The organism is Natronosporangium hydrolyticum (assembly GCF_016925615.1).
GTDB lineage: Bacteria > Actinomycetota > Actinomycetes > Mycobacteriales > Micromonosporaceae > Natronosporangium > Natronosporangium hydrolyticum.
This window is the reverse complement of sequence record NZ_CP070499.1, coordinates 3,827,445-3,846,043: the sequence shown is the minus strand read 5'-3', so window position 1 is coordinate 3,846,043 and position 18,599 is coordinate 3,827,445. Positions and strand designations below refer to the sequence as shown.

Genomic DNA, 18,599 nt, shown 5'->3' with positions numbered 1-18,599 from the left:
CTCAGCAGTGTGCGTCGTTGAAGGCGAAGTAGGCGTCCACCGCCTTCTCGAAGGAGGCGTCGATCTCGTCGATGTCGCGCCGGTTGTCGTCCAACTGTTGGGCGGCGTCGTCGAGCTCGTCGGCGAGCGTGTCCAGCCCGTCCCGCTCGTCGGAGTCGTCAGTCGCCACGTCCCGCAGCTCCGCGGCGGCGTCGCGGCGGGCTTCGACCACCCCGTCGAGGTACTCGTCGAGGTCGTCGACCTCTTCCATGCCGGCGGCGGTCACGCCGAGGAAGATGACCGCCACCTCACCGCAGACCTCGCTCATGCCGCCGGTATCGCTGGGCGGCTCGATCGGGGGCTCGCTCGGCACGAACGGTAGGTCGGTCGGCGACGGCTCGGGTGCGGCGGTCGGGGTCTGCTCGCTGCCGCTGGCGGTCGGCTCGGTGGTCGACTCTTCCGCGGCTAGATCCAGCGCGACCCGGGTGCCGCCGAAACCGGCGGCCAGGCCGAGCACCAGCAGCACCGCCAGCACCAGGATCGCCCACCAGTGGGCGAACCAGGCCTTGCCCTGGTCGCCGGCCGGCTGGTGGGGCGTGGCGCCGGCGAAGGCCGGCTGGCCGCTGCTGAACGCGGGACCGCCGCCCCCGAACCCCGACTGCGAGGTATATGCGGGGGTCCCGGTGGCGGAAGGCTGGACCGGAACGGAGCCGGGAAAACCGGTCGGCTGCCCCGCCCCGCTGCTGGGTTGGGCGGGGGTCGGCGGCGCCCCCGGAGTGTCCGCACCCTGCCCCGCACCGCTGCTCGGTGGGGAGCCGGCACCGGGAGCAGCGGCCGGCGGGGTGCTGGCCGGCGCGTTGCCGGCCGGCGGCGCACTGGTCGGCCCGGCGCTGGCTGGCACCCAGAACTGCCAGCCGGCCGGTGGTGCGGGCCAGCTCGGGTCCGGCGTCCAACCCGGCGGGGGCACCCAGCCCTCCGGCTGCTGAGGCCACCCTGGGGGCGGGTTGAACTTCCAGCTCATCGAAGGTCTCCTAGCGCAAGGGGGACGGCGGGGCCGGGGGTATCGGGTGCAAGCGGCACCCACCGCAAGGTACCTGATCCTCGCAACCGGTGCGCAGGCGGCGAGACCCGCCGCAGGGTTACGACGAGGGCCGGTGCTGCCCGCAGGCAACACCGGCCCCGTTGGCTTCAGCCCTGGTCAGTAGCCCTGGTCAGTAGCCCTGGTCACGGGCGGCCGGTCATCGTGAGTTGCCGGAGATCGTCCGGCAGCGAAACTCCGTACCTTGTTACGCCGCCGCTTCCGGGTCGTCGGCGAGCTTGAGCAGCCGGGTGGTCACGTCGGCGGGGGAGGGCGCCCCGGTGAGTTCGGTCCGGACCTCGGCGGCCGCGGCGGCGAGGGAATCCTCACCGACCAGCCGGCGCAGCAGTGTGGGGGTGATGTTGCGGCGGGCGCCGACCAGCCCGACCCCCCGCGTGTAGACCAGCCCGGCGTTGTGCCGGCGCTCGCCGGCGTCGGGGACGACCAGCTGCGGAACGCCGTGGACCAGCGCGGTGAGCACCATGGACGCGCCCCCGTGGTGTACCACTCCCCGAGCGGTCGGCAGCAGCCGGCTCAGCGGGGTCCACTCCACCACCCGGACGTTCTCCGGCAGCGGTGGCCCCATCCCCAGGTCGGGTCGGACCAGCACGAACTCGGCGTCCACATGCGGGGCGGCCCGGAGCACCGCGCGCATCAACGCCGGGTCGGTATCGGCCGGATGGCTCGCCACCACCACGATGCGAGGTCGGCGAGGGGGCTCGTCCAACCAGCCAGCCGTGACCAGGCCACCGTCGTAGGGGACATACCGCATCCGCCACCCTGGCCGGTCGCCGACCATGCTCGGCGGCGCCAGCCGGATCACCGCGCTCGGCGGCGCCGGCGCTGGGACGCTGTGCCGGCCGCAGGCGTAGCTCAGGTGCCCGGTGGCGGCGAAGCTGAGGTGGTGGCCGTCGTAGAAGGTGGGGTCGCAGAGCACCGCGGGCACGCCGCGGCGGGCCGCCACCAGCGCGCCGACCGGCGCCAGCGCATCGTGGATGACCAGCTCCGGCCGCCACTCGTCGCCTACCGCCACGGCGCCATCGGCGAGTTCGTCGTTGATCTCCCCGAAGAGGGTGATGACGCCCCGGGGCCCGGCCCGGCCAGTCTGCACTGCCCGGGCGAGTAACGGATTGCGCAGCGTCATTCGACGCCGGGCCCGGGCAAGGTCGAAGCTGCGGGCGATGTTGGCCACCGGCAGGCCCGAATCGGCGACCCGGACCGCCTCCCCTGCCGTCGCCAGTAGCACCTCGTGACCGGCCGTCCGTAGCTCCCAGGCCAACGGTACGAGCGGGTACGCGTGCCCCAGCAGCGGCGCGGTGACCACCAGAACCCGCATCGGCACACCCTCCTTCCGAGTATCGATGTGTCATCGCTGTCGCAACGTCCTCGCCAGTAACATTACGGCGCCCTCCGGCAGTTGTGACATCGCGCTAAGCTCCGACGCAGAAGTGGCGTGCCCCGTTGTGCAGGTGGTGTCGCCTGGGGGAGGACCCGCGGCGTGAGTAACGACGAGTGGCCGGTCGGCGTAATGATCGACCAACCTGGCTCGACAGACCGCGATGATGCGGTGTGGGTGGTCCGGGCCGGTGACCGGTGGCGGGTGTCGGTCTTCGTCGCCGATGTCGCCAAGGTGGTCCGGCTCGGCAGCCCCGCCGATGTGGCGGCGCTGCGGCGGATTCGCACCGTCTACACCGGGGACCGGACCATCCCGATGCTACCCCCAGAGGAGTTGGCGCAGGCCACGCTGCGGACCGGCCGGCCGGCGCCGGTGTGCCGGTTCGAGATCACCGTGACCTCGACCGGCGAGCCAGTCGAGACGGTGATCAGTCGTGGGGTGTTGACCGAGCCGGTGGCCACCACCTATCAGGAGGCGGCCGCGGCGCTCGCCGACCCCGCGCACCGGCTGCATTCCATGCTGGTCGACGCCTATGAGCTGGCCCAGGTGCTGTTGGCGCGCCGCCGGGCGGCTGGTGCGCTCGCCGTCTACGATCTGCACCGCGGGTGGGCCACTGACGAGGATGGTCGGCTCGTCAGCCTGGCGGCGGCGCAGCGCAACGCGGGTTACCTGATCGTCCAGGAGTTGATGATCGCGGCGAACGAGGCGGCGGCGCGGTGGGCGGTCGCCCGTGAGGTGCCATTGTTGTTCCGCAATCACCGGCCCGGCGCCGCCAGTCGGGAGGAGGTTTCGGAACAGCTGTCCGAGGTGACCACCGCGACGCCCGGGGCGCAGCTGCTCCCGGCCGCGCAGCAGCTGGCCTCGATGCTCCGGCCAGCCGTCTACGAGCCGTGGGCCGGTGGCCACTTTGGGCTGAACCTGCCGGCCTACACGCATGCGACCAGCCCCCTGCGCCGCTATCCGGATCTGGTTACACAACGGATGCTCTTCGCCGCGGTGGCCGGTGCCCCGGCGCCGTACCAACTGGACACCGTGGCGGAGATGGCCGCCACGCTGAATCTGAGGTTCGAGGCCCAGCGGGTACGGCGCTCGGCGTACCACCGGGCGGCGGCGCAGGCGACCACCCGGGCGCAGCTGGTCACGGATGACTACCGGCAGCTCGACGACGGCACCTTCGGCAAAGTGGTAAAGCTCGCGGTGACCGAGGGGCGGTTCAATCCGGAGTTGGGGGCGGAGCTGCAGCGGCGGGCCGACGCCGGCCAGTTGCTGCCGCGGGACGCCGCCATGATGCTGTTCGCCGGGCACGAGCCGAGGTGGCGGCCGGTGCGGGACGGGCTGCTGCGGTGGCTGGCCCGGGAGCCCGCCCACGCGGTCACCGTCCTCTCCCTCTACGGCCAGCGTGAGTTCGGCGAGGAGGTCCGGTGGCAGGAGGAGTCCGTGGGGAGTCCGAGCTGGCCACGCTTCCAGGTTCGGGCGCAGTTGGGGGAGCATCGCTCCCCGGCGCGGTCGGCGTCGTCGAAGCGGGCGGCGCGACAGCAGGCGGCCCTGGCGCTCGTCGCCGGGTTGGCCGAGCTGCCGGATGTTTCGGCCGATGTGGCGGCGCCGGCGGCGCCTGGCCCGCCAGCGCGGATCATCCCTCCGGAGCATCCGCCAGCGATGGCGATCAACGAGTTGGCACAGTTGGGTGAGCTCACGGCGGTGTGTTGGTCGTTCACGGCGGCCGGGGCGGCCCATGAACCGGTGCACCGGTGTCAGGTCACCGCGGAGCGCCCAATAACCGGTGAGCAGTTGGTCGGTGCTGGTGAGGGGGCCACCAAGGCGGCGGCGAAGGCCGCGGCAGCCGCCGACCTCTGGGCGAGACTGGGCTCCGGCGAGCTTAGCTGAAGATCGATATGCGGCGATTGTCCGGGTCTCGAACCCAAGCATGGCGGCGGCCCCACGGCTGATCAGCGGGTGCGGTGTCCGCCGGCACCCCGGCGGCGATCAGGGCCTGATAGGTGTCGTCGACATCGGCGACCTGGACCGCGATCTCCAGTGCGTTCGGCGGTCCCGGGTCGCCCTGTTCGATGCCGAGGTGGAAGCCGTCACGGCCGCCCACCCGGAGATATCCGGCGGCCTCCTCGTGCAGGACCAGTAACCCGAGCTGGTCGACCCAGAAGGTGCGGGCGGCCGGCAGGTCCGCCACTCGCATGAACAAGTGGCTCAGCGATGCGGTCATGCGAGTGATTGTCGCAGTCGGGTTGTTGACAGCGACTCTCTGTCGCCGCAACGGTGCGTGGGATGATATGACCATGGTGGCGGTGGTGCGCGAGTCCGGTCCCGCACCGGGCGACTTCCGTCACCGGCATCGATTCGTGGGGTGAGCGGCGGCGTGAGCAGCGTACGACAGGCGTTAGTGGTTCGGGGCGGTTGGGACGGTCACGCCCCGGTCGAGTGCACTGAGCGGTTCCTGCCCTTTCTGCGGGAACACAACTTCGAGGTGTCGATCTGTGAGGATCTCTCGGTCTACGCCGACCCGGGTCGGCTCGCGGCGACCGATCTCGTGGTGCAGTGCTGGTCGATGGGCGAGATCACCGAGAAGCAGGCCCAGGGGCTGGCGGCGGCGGTCCGGGCTGGTACCGGCTTCGCCGGGTGGCACGGCGGGATCGTCGCGTCCTTCGATTCGGAGCCTTATCAACAGCTGACCGGCGGGCGGTTCGTTTATCACCCGCCCGGGTTCGTCGAGCACGACCTGACCGTGGTGCCGGGCCGGCAGCATCACCCGATCGTGACCGGGATCGAGACGGTGCCGTTGCACACGGAAAAGTACTGGGTGCTCACCGATGCGTTGTGTGACGTGCTGGCGACGGTCACGTTTCCGCCGGACCAGCCGGGCGATGATCCGGACGGGGAGACCCCGTGGCGTCGGGAGGTCGTGATGCCGGCGGTCTGGACCCGTCAGTGGGGAGCGGGCCGAGTCTTCGTCTCCACGGTGGGTCATCGACCGGCGGATCTGGCGGTGCCGGCGGTGCGGCAGTTGACCGAGCGAGGTCTGTTGTGGGCGGCCAGAGAGTGATGTTCGTCACCACCATTGCCCGAACGGAGGGTTCTCGGTCAGCCGTTCAGCCGGCTAGCATGGCCGGTGCCGGAGGGCGAGGGTTCGATAACTGAGGTTCACGCGACAGTTCGCGTAACCACTTGGCAGAAGTCTGCGACAGGGCATACGCTCAGTTGCGGCCCTAATACCGGTAAGTCCGAACGGGCGGGCGGAGGTGCTGGCGTGAGTCTGTCGATCGGGACGACCAAGTCGTTCACTGGAGAAGTGGAGATCAGCCCACGCGGAGAGATCGACGTTGACACAGCGCACGAGGTGCGAGAAGCAGTGGCTGCGGTGATGAAGGACAACCCGCCCACGCAGATCAACTTGAACCTCCGGCATGTCAGCTTCATCGACTCGGTCGGGATCAGCGCGTTGGTGGCGGGCTTCCAGGCAGCCAAGGTCGGCGGGGTGAAGCTCATCGTGACCGAGCCCAGCCGGTTCGTGCATCGGCAGCTCTGGGTGACCGGGCTACTCGGTCTCTTCGGGGCGCCGGAGCCGGCGGATGGGCCCGGCCCAGCCGAGCCGGCGATGATCCGGGAGCCGGCGCCGGTCCGGGAGCCGGCCGGCTTCGGCGAACCGGTGGTGCTCCGAGAGCCCGCCGGGGTCGCTGACGGCCTGGGCTGACCTAACGCCCGCTGACCAGACGCTGATTGATCCGGTCACCACTCCGGCTGACAGTCGGAGTCCTGTGCCGGTTCGACCTGCAGGGTGGCGTGCTCGATTCCGTATTTTTCGCGTAGCGCGGTCCGGGCGTCGGCGAGGACCTGGCCGAGTTGGTCGGCGTCGGCGATGGTGAGGTGGGCGGAGGCGACATCCATCCCCGAGGTCAGCGTCCAGACGTGCAGGTCGTGGACGTCCCGCACGCCGGGCACCTGCCCGAGGGCGGCGGACACCTCGGCCACCGGCAGGTGTCGGGGTGCGGCTTGTACCAGCACCCGGATGGCGGCCCGGGCCAGCAGCGCGGTGCGGGGGATGATAAACAACGCCACCGCGACGGCGAGTAACGGGTCTGCATACCACCAGTCCGTCAGCAGGATGATCACCGCGGCGATCAGCACCCCGACCGAGCTGAGCAGGTCGCCGAGGACCTCAAGGTAGGCCCCCCGGACGTTCAGGCTTTCGCTGGCGCCAGCCCGGAGCAGGCTGAGCGCGATCAGGTTGGCGACCAGCGCCCCGGCGGCGACGAGCAACATCGGCCCGGCCAGGATCTCGGGCGGATCGCCGAGTCGGCGCGCCGCCTCGAAGAGCACGAAGCCGGCTACTCCGAAGAGCAGCACGGCGTTGCCGAGCGCGGCGAGCACCTCCAGTCGGTAAAGGCCGAAGGTGCGGTGCGGGGCGGTGCTGGTGCCGGCTCGAGCGGCCCGGGCGGCGGCGTGGATCGCGGCGAGCGCCATGCCGATCCCGAGCACGTCGGTGGCGAGATGGCCGGCGTCGGAGAGCAGGGCCAGCGACCCGGTCCACCAGGCGGCCAGCCCCTCCACCACCATGAAGCTGGCGAGCAGGGCAAACGCTATCCAGAGCCGGTTGCGGTGGCGCAGTCCGCTGTGCCCGGCCGCTAACCCGCCGCCGTGGTGATGATGCCCACCTTGTTGCTGGCCACCATGCTGGTGCCCCACGCCGGCCTCCTCCAGCTCACCCAGGTACGGCGGCCAGCGTAGCCGACTCATGCTGACATTGCAATATGTTCACTATTGGTGGGCGGGCTCACTCCCGCCACGGTTCGGTGGCCACCACCGTCAGCCGCTGGGTGGCCCGCGACAGCGCCACATACAGCGTGCGGACACCGCTCTGGGCGCTGATCGTGTGCGGCTCCACCAGGACCACCGCGTCGTACTCCATACCCTTGGCCTCCAGGCTCGTCACCACCTGGACCCGGCCGTCGCTGGCCGGGCGCTCGGCGAGCCCGTCCGCGACCCGTTCTCGCGACCCGAGCGGGGTGATCACGCCGACCGTGCCCTCGACCTGCTCGAGCAGGGCGTCGACCGCCGTGGCGATGGTCGCGTCGAGCGAGGCGGGTGAGGTCAGCAGCTCCTCCGGCGGCACCCCGGTGCTGCGGACCGGCGTGGGCAGCGGCGCGGTCGGCGCCACCGTCCGGATGACCCCGGCCGCCAGTTCGAAGATCTCCTTCGAGTTGCGGTAGTTGGTGGTAAGCGTGTGCTCGTCTCGGCGGCCCCGCAGCGCACCGTCGCGGGCGCGGGCCAACTCGGCCTCGTCGCCGTTCCAGGCGGTCTGCGCCGGGTCGCCCACCACCGTCCAGGACGCCGAGCGGCCACGCCGCCCCAGCATCCGCCACTGCATCGGCGAGACATCCTGGGCTTCGTCCACCACCACGTGGGCGTAGTCGCGATAATCCGCCGGACGTTCCCGCTCTGCGGTTCTGGCCGCCGCGCGCCGGTCGGCGTAGGTGGTCACCTCCGAGACGCCCGGCGCCACCTGATACGGGTCGCGTCGGCGCCGCTTCGGCCGGGGCGGTTGGCCGAGCAGTTGGTCCAGCTCGTCGAGGAGCGCCACGTCGGCCACGGTGGGGCCCCGCTCCGCCAGCTCGCCGAACGACTCGGCCAGCGCCGTCACCTCCGCCGAGCTGAGCACGCCGGAGCCGAGGCGGGCCAGCCGCCGCCGGTCCGCGAGCGAGCCCAACACCTGTGCCGGGCGCAGCAGCGGCCACCAGGCGCGCAGAAAGTCCCGGAAGTCAGAACGGTCGCTGAGCTCCTCCTCGAACTCGGGCCGGGGCCGATCCGGTGCGGGCTGCTGGTCGAGCAGGTCCTGCCAGAGCGCGTCGAAGACGCCGTCGAACGCGGCCCGGCGGACCTCGTTCCGGCGGCGCCCCCGGGGCAGCGCCCGGCGGCGGATCCGCTCCAGCATCGCCGCGTCGACTCGCAGCAACCTGCCCCGCCAAGTCAGCCGCAGCTCGGTCGGCGCGTCCGGGAGCTGCTCCCGGGCCGCCCGGCGGAGCACCGTCAACATCCGCAGCGAGCCCTTTACCGTCGCCACTGGTGCCGGGTCCAGCCGGCCGGCGCTCACCCCCGGCACCAGGTCGCCGAGCGACTTGAGGGTGGCGCTGTGCTCACCCAGCGACGGCAGCACCGTGGCGATGTAGCCGATGAAGACCGGCGACGGCCCGACCACCAGGATCCCGCCGCCAGCGAACCGGGACCGGTCGCGATAGAGCAGGTACGCGGCGCGGTGCAGCGCGACCGCCGTCTTGCCGGTACCGGGGCCGCCCTCTACCAGGGTGACGCCGGAGGCGGGGGAGCGGATCGCGGCATCCTGCTCTCGTTGGATGGTGGCGACGATGTCGCGCATGCCGGTGGCGGTGGCCCGGTTGAGGCTGGCGAGCAGGGCACCGTCGCCGACCACCGGCACATCGGCGGAGGGGTCGAGCAGGTCGTCGTCGACGCCGGTGACGGTCTCGCCGCGGGAACGGATCATCCGGCGCCGGACCACGTCGCGGGGGTCGGCGGCGGTGGCCTGATAGAAGTCGGCCGCGGCCGGGGCGCGCCAGTCGATCACCAGCGGGGTGGTGTCGTGGTCCCGGATGCCGAGCCGGCCGACGTACTGCACGCTGCCGTCGCGACGGTCGAGCCGACCGAAGACCAACCCTTCGTGTTCGGCGTCGAGCGCCGCCCGGCGCTTGGCGGCGTGGAAGACCATCGCGTCTCGTTCTACCAACGCGCCGTAGTTGCCGACCCCAGCCAACCGGTAACCATCCCGCTCGGCGCCTTCGGCGGCGGCCCGCAGCTGGGCGAGTCGTGCGTACACCCGGTCCAGATAGCGCTGTTCGGTAGCGATCTCTCTGCTCAGGGTGGTCTGGCTGGTCACGGTGGGGGCCTCCCGGTCGAACCCTCGGGGACAGCGGTGGTGGCGCGCGTGGCGGCGGCGAACCTCAGCGAGCGTACGCCGGGCGGACCCGGCGGAGATCGATAGCGGGGCGGAGGTGCGATCGCTGGCTCTCGGCTATTCTCTCGTTATGGGCATCGGCGTGACCGCATCGGCGTGGCTGGGCCTCCCCGCATCTCACTAGCGACTCCGGCCCCCGGCCCGCGATGTTGCATTTTCAGTAGGTTGGGTGCATATTCTTCCAAGCTTGCGGTGAGTGGCCGTCGGCTCTCCCCCCTATCACCGGTCGTAAGCGGGGTGGTACAGGGGGGCCGGCGGCGGTGCTCGGCGATGACCTCCGGCGCTTCTTCCAGTAGCGTGCTGCGGGGACAGCTCCCGCCGCACCGCGCCTCCACTATAGATTGATTCCGCCGAGCGGCTGGGCCAGACAGGACGGTGACGCCGCATGAAGGGGATACTCCTCGCCGGGGGCACCGGCACCCGGATGTACCCGCTGACGATCGCGACCTCCAAGCAGCTGCTGTCGGTATACAACAAGCCGATGGTCTATTACCCGCTCTCCATCCTAATGTTGGCCGGGCTGCGGGAGATACTGGTGATCTCCACCCCGGCGAGCCTCCCGTCGCTGCGAGCGCTGCTGGCCGACGGCTCACAGCTGGGCATCAGCATCTCCTACGCGCCACAGCCTGAGCCGCGGGGGATCGCCGAGGCCCTGCTGATCGGCGCCGACCATATCGGTGGTGACGCGACTGCGCTCATTCTCGGCGACAACATCTTCCACGGCGCGGGTTTCCCGCAGCTGCTGCGCGACTCCGTGGCCCAGTTGGCCGGCTGCACGCTCTTCGGCTACCCGGTGTCGGACCCGGAACGCTACGGCATCGGCGAACTGAACCACCAGGGCGAGCTCGTGTCGATCGAGGAGAAGCCGCATCGGCCGCGTTCCCACAACGCGATCACCGGGCTCTACCTCTACGACTCCGAGGCCGTCGAGATCGCCCGCGGGCTGACCCCTTCCGCGCGTGGCGAGCTGGAGATCACCGATGTCAACCGGTCCTACCTGCACCAGGGCCGGGCTCAGCTCACCCAGCTCGGGCGCGGCTTCACCTGGTTCGACACCGGCACCCCCGACTCGCTCCACGCCGCCAGCCAGTATGTGCAGGTGATCGAGGCCCGGCAAGGCATCCGGGTGGCCTGTCTGGAGGAGATCGCGCTCCGGATGGGGTACATAGACCAGGACGCTTGCTATCAACTCGGCGCCGAGATGCGGAACTCGGAGTACGGTCGCTACCTCATGGAGATCGCCCACTCACTGGGTTAGCGAGCGTAGTGGCTCCCACCAGCGGCGATGGTCGTGGTACCAGCGGACGGTCGCGGCGAGCCCGTCCGGGAAGGCGGTCCGCGGCCGGTATCCGAGCTCGGAGCAGGCTTTCGTGGTGTCCAACGAGTAACGGCGGTCATGACCCTTGCGGTCGTCGACGTGTCGCACCATGTCCCACCCGGCGCCGCAGGCGTCGAGCAGGTGGCCGGTGAGTTCCTTGTTGGTCAGCTCCACCCCGCCGCCGATGTGGTAAAGCTCCCCGGGTTGTCCCCGCTGGGCCGCCAGTGCGATGCCGGTGCAGTGGTCGTCCACATGCAACCAGTCGCGGACGTTGCCGCCGTCGCCGTAGAGCGGCACCGGCCGGCCATCGAGGAGGTTGGTGATGAATAGCGGAATGACCTTCTCCGGGTACTGGTACGGCCCGTAGTTGTTGGAACACCGGGTGACTAGCGCCGGCAGGCCGTGGGTGTGGTGATAGGACAGGGCCAGTAGATCGGAGCCAGCCTTGCTCGCCGAGTAGGGTGAACGCGGCGCGACTGGTTGGTCTTCCCGCCATGAGCCGATGTCGATCGAGCCGTAGACCTCGTCGGTGGAGACATGGACGAACCTGCTTACCCGGTGCCGCAGCGCCGCATCCAGCAACACCTGGGTCCCCACCAGGTTGGCGCGGACAAACGGTTCAGCGCTGGCGATCGAGCGGTCGACATGCGACTCAGCCGCGAAGTGGACCACCAGCTCGCGGCCGGCCGTCGCCTCGTCGGCCGCCGCCGGGTCGCAGATGTCGCCGGTCAGGAACCGTAGCCGCCGGCTGCCCGCGACCGGGTCGAGGTTGGCGCGGTTTCCCGAGTATGTGAGCCGGTCCAGCACGGTCACCTCGGCACCTTCGAACGCCGGGTAGGCGTCGGTGAGGAGTTGGCGCACGAAGTGTGACCCGATGAAGCCGGCGCCGCCGGTGACCAGGATCTTCACGTCGGTACGTCTCCTTCTCCGCGGGCTCGTGGGGCAGCGGACATAGCGGAGGCTAGCGCCCGGTGGCCGCCCGGCGTGGTGCCGAGAGCGGGGTGAGGGGACGGCTAAGGGAGGTTAGGGGTCGGTGTCGCCCCCGGGTTGACAGCGAGGGGCGGGGGTGTCATTCTGAGGGCCAAGCTGTCAACCCAGGGGTGACACAATGGCAATGATCGAGGTTCACCACCTCCGTAAGACCTTCGGCTCCACCGTGGCCGTCGCCGATGTGAGCTTCTCCGTCGAGGAGGGCGAGATTCTCGGCGTGCTCGGCCCCAACGGCGCCGGAAAGACCACCACCGTCGAGTGCATAACCGCTGCGGAGCCATACAACGCCGGGCAGATCCGGATCCTCGGCCGGGCCCCCCGCGAGCACGGCCGGCGACTCTTCGGGCTGGTCGGCTACCAGTTGCAGACGCTGGCGCTGCCGCGGACCTTGCGGGTACACGAGGCGGTGACGATGTTCGCCTCCTTCTACCCGGAGCCGCGGGACGGTGGCGAGTTGCTCGAGGTGGTCGGTCTCACCCGGCAACGGAAGACCGCGTTCGGGAAGCTCTCCGGGGGCCAGAAGCAACGCCTCTCCATCGCGCTGGCGCTGGTGGGGAACCCGCGGGTCGCCGTGCTCGACGAGCTCACCACCGGCCTGGACCCGGAAGGGCGGCGGGACACCTGGGGCCTCATCCGGGAGATCCGCGACTCGGGGGTGACCATCGTGCTGGTTACCCACTTTCTCGACGAGGCCCACAAGCTCGCCGACCGGGTCACCATCATCGACCACGGTCACACCGTCGCCACCGCCGCCCCGGCGGAGCTGATCGCCGCCACCGGTGCGGACAACCTCGAAGAGGCATACCTGCACACGCTCGATCGCCATCGGGCCGCCGTGAAGGGAGAGGAACCATCAGCGCGCTAGGCACGATGACCCGGATCGAGGTCACACTATTCGCCCGCAACCCGACGAGCATCTTCATGGCGCTGATCTTCCCGACCGCGCTGCTGATGCTGCAAGGGTTCGTCATTCCAGGCACCGACTCGATGATCGAGGACGCCGGTCCTGACTTCGCCGGTCTGCGGGTCATCGACCTGTTCGTACCCATAGCGCTGACGGTCGCGATGGCCAGCGTCAGCCTGACCAACTTCCCATCAGCGATCTGCGGCTACCGCGAGACCGGGGTGCTCCGGCGCCTCGGCGCCACGCCGGTCGGTGCCCACCGGGTCCTGCTCGCGCAGTTGACGGTCAGTGCGGTCACCCTGACCGCTGGGGCCGCGGTCGCGATCGCCACGGCCGTACTCCTGCTGGGAGCGACCACCCCCAGCAATCTGTTCCTGGTCTGCCTGGCCTTCCTGCTGGGCACCGTCCAGTTGCTGGCGTTCGGCGCGGTCATCGCCGCCCGGATCCGCAGTGGCCAGGCCGCCAACGGGCTCGGCGTGCTGCTGTTCACCGGCTCGATGTTCACCGCTGGCGTGTGGACGCCGGGCCCGATGATGCCCGAGATGCTCCGGCTGATCTCTGGCTACACCCCGCTGGGCGCCGCGTCGCAGGCGTTGACCGCCGCCTGGTACGGCCAGCCGATGCCGTGGCTCCAGGTGGCGGTGCTGGTCGGGTACGCAGGGCTGTTCGCGCTGGTGGCCGCGCGCATCTTCCGGTGGAAGTGAGCCGGTGTGAGTTCGTGGAGGCAGCGGTTTGTCTCGTCGCCGGCGGTACAGCGGCGCGGCGCGGTGACGGCTAGCCTCTATCGGCTGGGCGGCTGCGCTGGCGAACACCGCGCTGACCCGCACCGACCGCCGCGGCGGTGCCGGCCATCGCGGCCGCCCCCCACAGCAGCAACGTGACATCGGCGTCACCGTCGAACCACATCGAGTACGCCAGGATCGTCGCACCGGCCACCACCGCGGCACCGGGCAGCCGGGCAGCGGCCTGGCGCCGGCGGGCCGGCCGGAGCAGGCCGCCCACTGCCTGCGCGACCACCAGCAGCGCGACCACCACACACATCCCGAAGGTGAAGGCGCGGACATCGGCGGGTACGTCGTCGCGCCCGAGCCGGAACACGACAAGCACCAGGGCCGCCCCCAGCAGCAGAGCGAGAATGCTGGCGGATGCGATCTCCCACAGCGGGGGCAGCGGGCGGTCGCGGTCCTGGCGGCGACGCGGGATGTAATCCCAGGCGCGGCTGGTGAGCCAGCGGCTGGCTAGGGCACCAACGCCGACCAGGACGACGAAGACGATGACCGGGACCGCGATGGTGCGGCCGGTGTACCCGACGATCGCGGCGAGCAGCGCGGCCACCGGCACGCTGGTCACCGCACCGACCAGCCATCCGGTACGGAACAGTGGTCGCGCCTCGGGCAGGTCGAGCGGGTGGACCAGTGGCGTGGTGTCGGGGTCGGGCAGGGCTACGGTCTCTTCCATGTCGGTCACGGCATCCTCCAGGGCACGCGGTCGATGAAGTCTTTGGTGGTGTCGGCACGGGCGATGTCGTAGACCTTCTGTCGGGAGACACCGAGCCGGCCGGCCACGGCCACCGCGCTGAAGTCGTCGAGAAGATTCTCGACGGCCAGGGCACGGACCTGCGAACTACGCGACGTCAGGTGAGCGGTGAGCGCGCCCACCTCGGCGGCGAGCAGGGCCACGGCCAACAGCCCGCCGTACGGCGTGGCCCAGTCGGCGGTGCCGCTGCTGGACGCCTGGTGGAGCCGGTCTCCGCCGTCCTCGAGCACCTCTTGGACCTGTGCCGGGGTGACGCCGACGGACTCGAACCGCTCGCGGACCGGCCCCCGGGTTTCGGGTGGCCGGTGCGCGAGCACGTCGTCCCAGCTGGGGCCGCTGGCCATGGAACTACTCTTCACCTGACCCAGGATCTGTCAACCCGGGGGTGACTGTCAACGCCCGGCGCTCAACCCAGGGGGAGAATGCCAGCGGGGCGAAGGCGCGACGAAAGGACCGAGCCGCTCTGGCGCCGGTGTGCTGCCGCCGCGCGCTCCGTGCCCGCGAGGATCAGACCACCGTCGTGACGGCGGTCTGTGTCGATCACTGAGCCTCGAAGGCCCCGGCCTCGACCAGCCGCTTCTCGGTGGTGTCCCAACCGTGCGCCGGGTGCGACTCGGCGAGTGCGGTGATTTCGGCGCGGATCTTGGCGGCGTGCCCGGCCTGGCTCAGCGCCCGGATCTCGGTGACGAACGCCTCCGAGTCGGTGGCCAGGTGGGTGGTCTTGCCGTTGGTGAGGTTGCGCACATAGGCGTGCTTGCCCCGGTTGAGCGGGATCAGGTACTTGAATTCGCCGAGCACGCTCAGGGCACCGTTCTGGCCGGCCTGCCCGGCCCGGACCGATGCGCGCGCGGTCTTCGAAGTGTTGCTCGCCACGGAAACTCCTGAGTAAACGCGAGGTCTGGGGACTCGGCGTGGAGGACGCCGTCGCCATCGTACCCGACCCGACAAGCGTCGTCCCGGCGCCGCCGTAGGGCAGATCCTCCGATCGGGGGTCACCTCGCGGGACCCGTTCGGTCGGAATTTTCAGTCGGCTCGGCGCGGTTGGCTAGCGCTGCCCGCCCGGCTACGTCATCATGGTCCTCCGGGCACTGGACCGACCAACCAGTGAGACGCGCAGGCCGTAGGGGAAGGCGCACCTGTCGTCTCCGGGAGGTCATCCGTGCCCACACATGGCATCGTGTTCGTGCACTCGACCCCGCTCGCCGTCTGTCCGCACGTCGAGTGGGCAATCGCCCGTGCGCTGGCGGCCCCAGTGAGCCTGCAATGGAATCCGCAGCCACTTGATCCCAGCGCCCGACGGGCCGAGTGCAGCTGGACCGGGCGCCCCGGCACCGGGGCGCGGCTCGCCGCTGAGCTGAAACAGTGGAAGATGATCCGCTTCGAGATCACCGAGGAACCGAGCCCGGGGTCGGACGGGGAGCGGTTCATGCATGTCCCCGGTCGTGGGCTGTTTCGGGCCGCAACCGGCGCCGCCGGCGGCATCCAGGTGGGCGAGGATCAGCTGCGCGCGCTGATGGCGGCGGCCCGCGGGCCGGAGGCGCTGGCGCACGCGCTGGATACTGCGCTCGGCACCGACTGGGACGACGACCTGGAGCCCTACCGGCACGCCGCCGACGGCGCCCCGGTCCCACTGACCCGGGTCGGCTGACCATCGACTCGGCGGCCCGGCCGTGACCCGGGCGGTGGTCGCGACCGGTGGTCGCCGCCGTCAGAGCGGAATGTTGCCGTGGGCGCCGCGGGCGGCCGGGGCCGCCGCGATCGCGTCCGCGAGCCGGCGGCGGGTCTTGCCCGGCTCGATCACCTCGTCCACCACGCCGATCTCCAGCGCGCGGTTCACTCCGCCAGCGACCCGGGTCTGCTCCTCGATCAGCTCGGTGCGGAGCGACTCCCGCTCCTCCGGGGCGGCCGCCGCCAGCTTCTTACGGTGTAGCACGTTCACGGCGGCGCTAGCACCCATCACCGCCACCTCGGCGCCCGGCCAGGCGAAGACGGCGGTCGCGCCGAGCGCCCGCGAGTTCATGGCGATGTACGCCCCGCCGTACGCCTTGCGGGTGACCAGCGTGACCCGCGGCACCACCGCCTCGGCGAAGGCGTGCAGCAGCTTCGCGCCGCGGCGCACCACCCCGTCCCACTCCTGCCCCAGGCCGGGGAGGTAGCCGGGGACATCGACCAGCACCACCAGCGGCACCCCGAGCGAGTCGCACATCCGTACGAACCGGGCCGCCTTCTCGGCGCTGGCCGAGTCCAGGCAGCCGCCGAGCCGCATCGGATTGTTGGCGATCACCCCGACGGTCCGGCCGGCCAGCCGGCCCAGGGTGGTGACGACGTTCGGCGCCCACTTGGCGTGCAGCTCCACACCAGGTGCGTCGAGCAGGTTCTTCACCACGGGCTTGACGTCGTACGCCCGGTTGGCGACCGGTGGCAGCAACGACCCCAGGTCGGTGTCGTCGGTGACATCGGCGGGCGAGAGCCGGCCCTGCTGGCCGAGCAGCGCCGCCAGCTGCCGCGCGGTGCTGATCGCTGATTCGTCGTCCTTCGTGGTGACGTGGGCGACTCCGGAGCGGCGGCCGTGCGCCTCCGGGCCGCCGAGCCGTTCCATGTCGACCTGTTCGCCGGTGACCGAGCGGACCACTTCCGGGCCGGTGACGAAGATCCGGCCGGTCCCGCTCATGATCACGATGTCGGTCAGCGCCGGGCCGTACGCCCCGCCCCCGGCGGCCGGGCCGAGCACCACCGATAGCTGCGGCACCCGGCCGGAGGCGCGCACCATCGCCGCGAACACCTGACCCACCCCGTCCAGCGCGACCACCCCTTCGGGCATCCGCGCCCCGCCGGAGTGCCACAGCCCGAGCACCGGAATCCGCTCCCGGACCGCGGTGTCGATGGCGTCGACGATGTGCCGGCACCCCTCGTACCCCATGGCACCGCCCATTTTGGTGGCATCGGTGGCGTACGCGATCGCCGGCACCCCGTCGATCTCCCCCCGGGCGTACAGGACGCCCGAAGTGTCCCGGGGGATCAGCAGCCGGAGGGTGCCGGGGTCGAAGAGCGTCCGGAGCCGGAGCTCAGGGTCGCGGTGATCAACCGACGGGGTGGTGTCGGACGGAGCGGAGACGGTGGTCATGGCGTCCTCACAGGGCAAGGGTCAGGCGCGGGTGAATAGCAGGGCCACGTTGTGACCGCCGAAGCCGAACGAGTTATCCAGCACGGCCGGGATGTCCATGTGTCGTGGCTTGTGCGCGGCCACGTCGATGTTCAGGGACTCGTCCGGGTGGTCGAGGTTGATGGTCGGGGGCACGATGCTGTCCCGGATGGCGAGCACGCTGGCGATCGCCTCCAACGCCCCGGCGGCGCCGAGCAGGTGCCCGGTCATGGACTTGGTGGCGGTCAGCACCGGATGGTCCCCGAGCGCCGCGTGCAGCGCGGCGACCTCCGCGAGGTCGCCGACCGGAGTAGAGGTGGCGTGCGCGTTGACGTGCCGGACGTCGGTGGCGGCGATGTCGGCGTCGCGCAGTGCGGTGGCGATGGCGCGGGCGGCGCCGGTACCAGCCGGATCGGGCTGCACGATGTCGTAACCGTCGGAGGTGAGGCCGGCGCCGGCGAACCGGGCGTAGACCCGGGCTCCCCGGGCGGCGGCGTGGTCGGCCCGCTCCAGCACCATGATCGCCGCGCCCTCGCCGAGCACGAAGCCGTCCCGGTCCTTGTCCCACGGGCGAGAAGCCCGCTCCGGGTCGTCGTTACGGGTGGACATGGCGCGCATCGCGGCGAACCCGGCCAGCGGCAACTGGTGCACCACGGCTTCGGTGCCGCCGGCCACCACCACATCCGCCCGACCGGCGCGGATGATGTCCAGCCCCAGCGCGAGCGCCTCCGCCCCGGTAGCGCAGGCGCTGGCGACCGAGTGCACACCGGCCTTGGCGCCGAGCTCCAGCCCTACCCAGGCGGCCGGCCCGTTCGGCATGAGCATCGGCACCGTGTGGGGTGAGACCCGGCGAGGGCCGGAAGCCTCCAGGATGTCGTCCTGCGCGAGCAGGGTGAGGGCGCCGCCGATGCCGGAGCCGACGCTGACCGCCAGCCGCTCCGGATCCACCCCGGCCGAGTCGGTGCGGGCCTCACCGAAGCCGGCGTCGGCCCACGCCTCACCGGCGGCGATCAGTGCGATCGCCTCGGATCGGTCCAGCCGCCGCATTTTGACCCGGTCGATCTTCTCCTTCGGGTCGACGGCGAGCTGCGCGGCGATCCGCACCGGCAGCTGCGCCGCCCACTCTTCAGTGAGCTGGCCGGCCCCGGAGTGGCCGGCCAGCATGGCCTCCCACGTACCGGGCGCGTCCCCGGCCAGCGGGGTGGTGGCGCCGATCCCGGTAACCACGACGTCGGTACGACTCATCTGGCACTCCCGACCAGTCGGTGCGGTCCTCGCAA

The 18,599-nt window shown here is 71.0% G+C and carries 17 protein-coding genes and 1 pseudogene; 7 read left to right on the top strand and 11 right to left on the bottom strand.

The window, feature by feature from the left end; translation table 11 throughout:
* Position 1: 1 nt before the first annotated feature.
* Positions 2-1,000, bottom strand: a complete 999-nt coding sequence (locus tag JQS43_RS17220) for a hypothetical protein (protein WP_239675422.1) — start codon at positions 998-1,000, stop codon at positions 2-4.
* A 265-nt stretch (positions 1,001-1,265) separates the two neighbouring features.
* Positions 1,266-2,393 (bottom strand): nucleotide disphospho-sugar-binding domain-containing protein, encoded by a 1,128-nt coding sequence (locus JQS43_RS17215; RefSeq protein ID WP_239675421.1) that lies wholly within the window; start codon positions 2,391-2,393, stop codon positions 1,266-1,268.
* 162 nt (positions 2,394-2,555) lie between these two features.
* Between JQS43_RS17215 and JQS43_RS17210 the strand changes: the two genes are divergently transcribed.
* The gene (locus JQS43_RS17210; RefSeq protein ID WP_239675420.1) at positions 2,556-4,337 is read left to right on the top strand and encodes an RNB domain-containing ribonuclease; all 1,782 of its coding nucleotides are present in this window, start codon (positions 2,556-2,558) and stop codon (positions 4,335-4,337) included.
* On the opposite strand, the gene JQS43_RS17205 is transcribed toward JQS43_RS17210, so the two are convergent.
* Positions 4,330-4,671, bottom strand: coding sequence for a VOC family protein (locus tag JQS43_RS17205; RefSeq protein ID WP_239675419.1), 342 nt, complete (start codon positions 4,669-4,671; stop codon positions 4,330-4,332). The genes JQS43_RS17210 and JQS43_RS17205 overlap by 8 nt on opposite strands.
* 153 nt (positions 4,672-4,824) lie before the next feature.
* On the opposite strand from JQS43_RS17205, the gene JQS43_RS17200 reads away from it, so the two are divergent.
* A complete protein-coding gene (locus JQS43_RS17200; protein WP_239675418.1) occupies positions 4,825-5,508 on the top strand; it encodes a ThuA domain-containing protein in 684 nt (227 codons plus the stop codon).
* 204 nt (positions 5,509-5,712) lie between these two features.
* Positions 5,713-6,030: pseudogene (locus JQS43_RS17195) on the top strand (STAS domain-containing protein); the annotation flags it as partial.
* Positions 6,031-6,191: 161 nt separating this feature from the next.
* Here JQS43_RS17195 and JQS43_RS17190 read toward each other — a convergent pair.
* Together JQS43_RS17190 and JQS43_RS17185 are read right to left on the bottom strand one after the other, a co-directional pair.
* Positions 6,192-7,199 (bottom strand): cation diffusion facilitator family transporter, encoded by a 1,008-nt coding sequence (locus tag JQS43_RS17190; RefSeq protein ID WP_239675417.1) that lies wholly within the window; start codon positions 7,197-7,199, stop codon positions 6,192-6,194.
* Positions 7,200-7,236: 37 nt separating this feature from the next.
* Positions 7,237-9,351 carry a HelD family protein gene (locus JQS43_RS17185; RefSeq protein ID WP_239675416.1) on the bottom strand — a complete coding sequence of 705 codons (2,115 nt, stop codon included), beginning with the start codon at positions 9,349-9,351 and terminating at the stop codon, positions 7,237-7,239.
* A gap of 463 nt (positions 9,352-9,814) precedes the next feature.
* Between JQS43_RS17185 and rfbA the strand changes: the two genes are divergently transcribed.
* Entirely contained in the window at positions 9,815-10,687 is an 873-nt protein-coding gene (gene rfbA, locus JQS43_RS17180) for a glucose-1-phosphate thymidylyltransferase RfbA (protein ID WP_239675415.1), read from the top strand.
* On the opposite strand, the gene rfbB is transcribed toward rfbA, so the two are convergent.
* Positions 10,676-11,656, bottom strand: a complete 981-nt coding sequence (gene rfbB, locus JQS43_RS17175) for a dTDP-glucose 4,6-dehydratase (RefSeq protein ID WP_239675414.1) — start codon at positions 11,654-11,656, stop codon at positions 10,676-10,678. The genes rfbA and rfbB overlap by 12 nt on opposite strands.
* 199 nt (positions 11,657-11,855) lie before the next feature.
* Here rfbB and JQS43_RS17170 point away from each other — a divergent pair, with 199 nt between their 5' ends.
* Both JQS43_RS17170 and JQS43_RS17165 read left to right on the top strand, forming a co-directional pair.
* Positions 11,856-12,602, top strand: coding sequence for an ABC transporter ATP-binding protein (locus JQS43_RS17170; RefSeq protein ID WP_239675413.1), 747 nt, complete (start codon positions 11,856-11,858; stop codon positions 12,600-12,602).
* A 5-nt stretch (positions 12,603-12,607) separates the two neighbouring features.
* On the top strand, positions 12,608-13,345 hold the full coding sequence (locus JQS43_RS17165; protein WP_239675412.1) for an ABC transporter permease: 738 nt from the start codon (positions 12,608-12,610) through the stop codon (positions 13,343-13,345).
* Positions 13,346-13,415: 70 nt separating this feature from the next.
* Here JQS43_RS17165 and JQS43_RS17160 read toward each other — a convergent pair whose 3' ends face one another.
* From JQS43_RS17160 to JQS43_RS17150, 3 genes are all read right to left on the bottom strand, one after another.
* Entirely contained in the window at positions 13,416-14,108 is a 693-nt protein-coding gene (locus JQS43_RS17160; RefSeq protein ID WP_239675411.1) for a hypothetical protein, read from the bottom strand.
* Positions 14,105-14,536, bottom strand: coding sequence for a hypothetical protein (locus JQS43_RS17155; RefSeq protein ID WP_239675410.1), 432 nt, complete (start codon positions 14,534-14,536; stop codon positions 14,105-14,107). Before JQS43_RS17155 ends, JQS43_RS17160 begins: the two co-directional genes overlap by 4 nt.
* A 181-nt stretch (positions 14,537-14,717) precedes the next feature.
* Positions 14,718-15,050, bottom strand: coding sequence for a hypothetical protein (locus JQS43_RS17150; RefSeq protein WP_239675409.1), 333 nt, complete (start codon positions 15,048-15,050; stop codon positions 14,718-14,720).
* A gap of 286 nt (positions 15,051-15,336) precedes the next feature.
* Between JQS43_RS17150 and JQS43_RS17145 the strand changes: the two genes are divergently transcribed.
* Positions 15,337-15,825: a DUF3145 domain-containing protein gene (locus tag JQS43_RS17145; RefSeq protein ID WP_239675408.1), complete on the top strand. Its 489-nt coding sequence runs from the start codon at positions 15,337-15,339 to the stop codon at positions 15,823-15,825.
* A gap of 60 nt (positions 15,826-15,885) precedes the next feature.
* Here JQS43_RS17145 and JQS43_RS17140 read toward each other — a convergent pair whose 3' ends face one another.
* Both JQS43_RS17140 and JQS43_RS17135 read right to left on the bottom strand, forming a co-directional pair.
* Positions 15,886-17,301 (bottom strand): acyl-CoA carboxylase subunit beta, encoded by a 1,416-nt coding sequence (locus tag JQS43_RS17140; protein WP_239675407.1) that lies wholly within the window; start codon positions 17,299-17,301, stop codon positions 15,886-15,888.
* Positions 17,302-17,322: 21 nt separating this feature from the next.
* Entirely contained in the window at positions 17,323-18,564 is a 1,242-nt protein-coding gene (locus tag JQS43_RS17135; protein ID WP_239675406.1) for a beta-ketoacyl-[acyl-carrier-protein] synthase family protein, read from the bottom strand.
* Positions 18,565-18,599 lie beyond the last annotated feature (35 nt).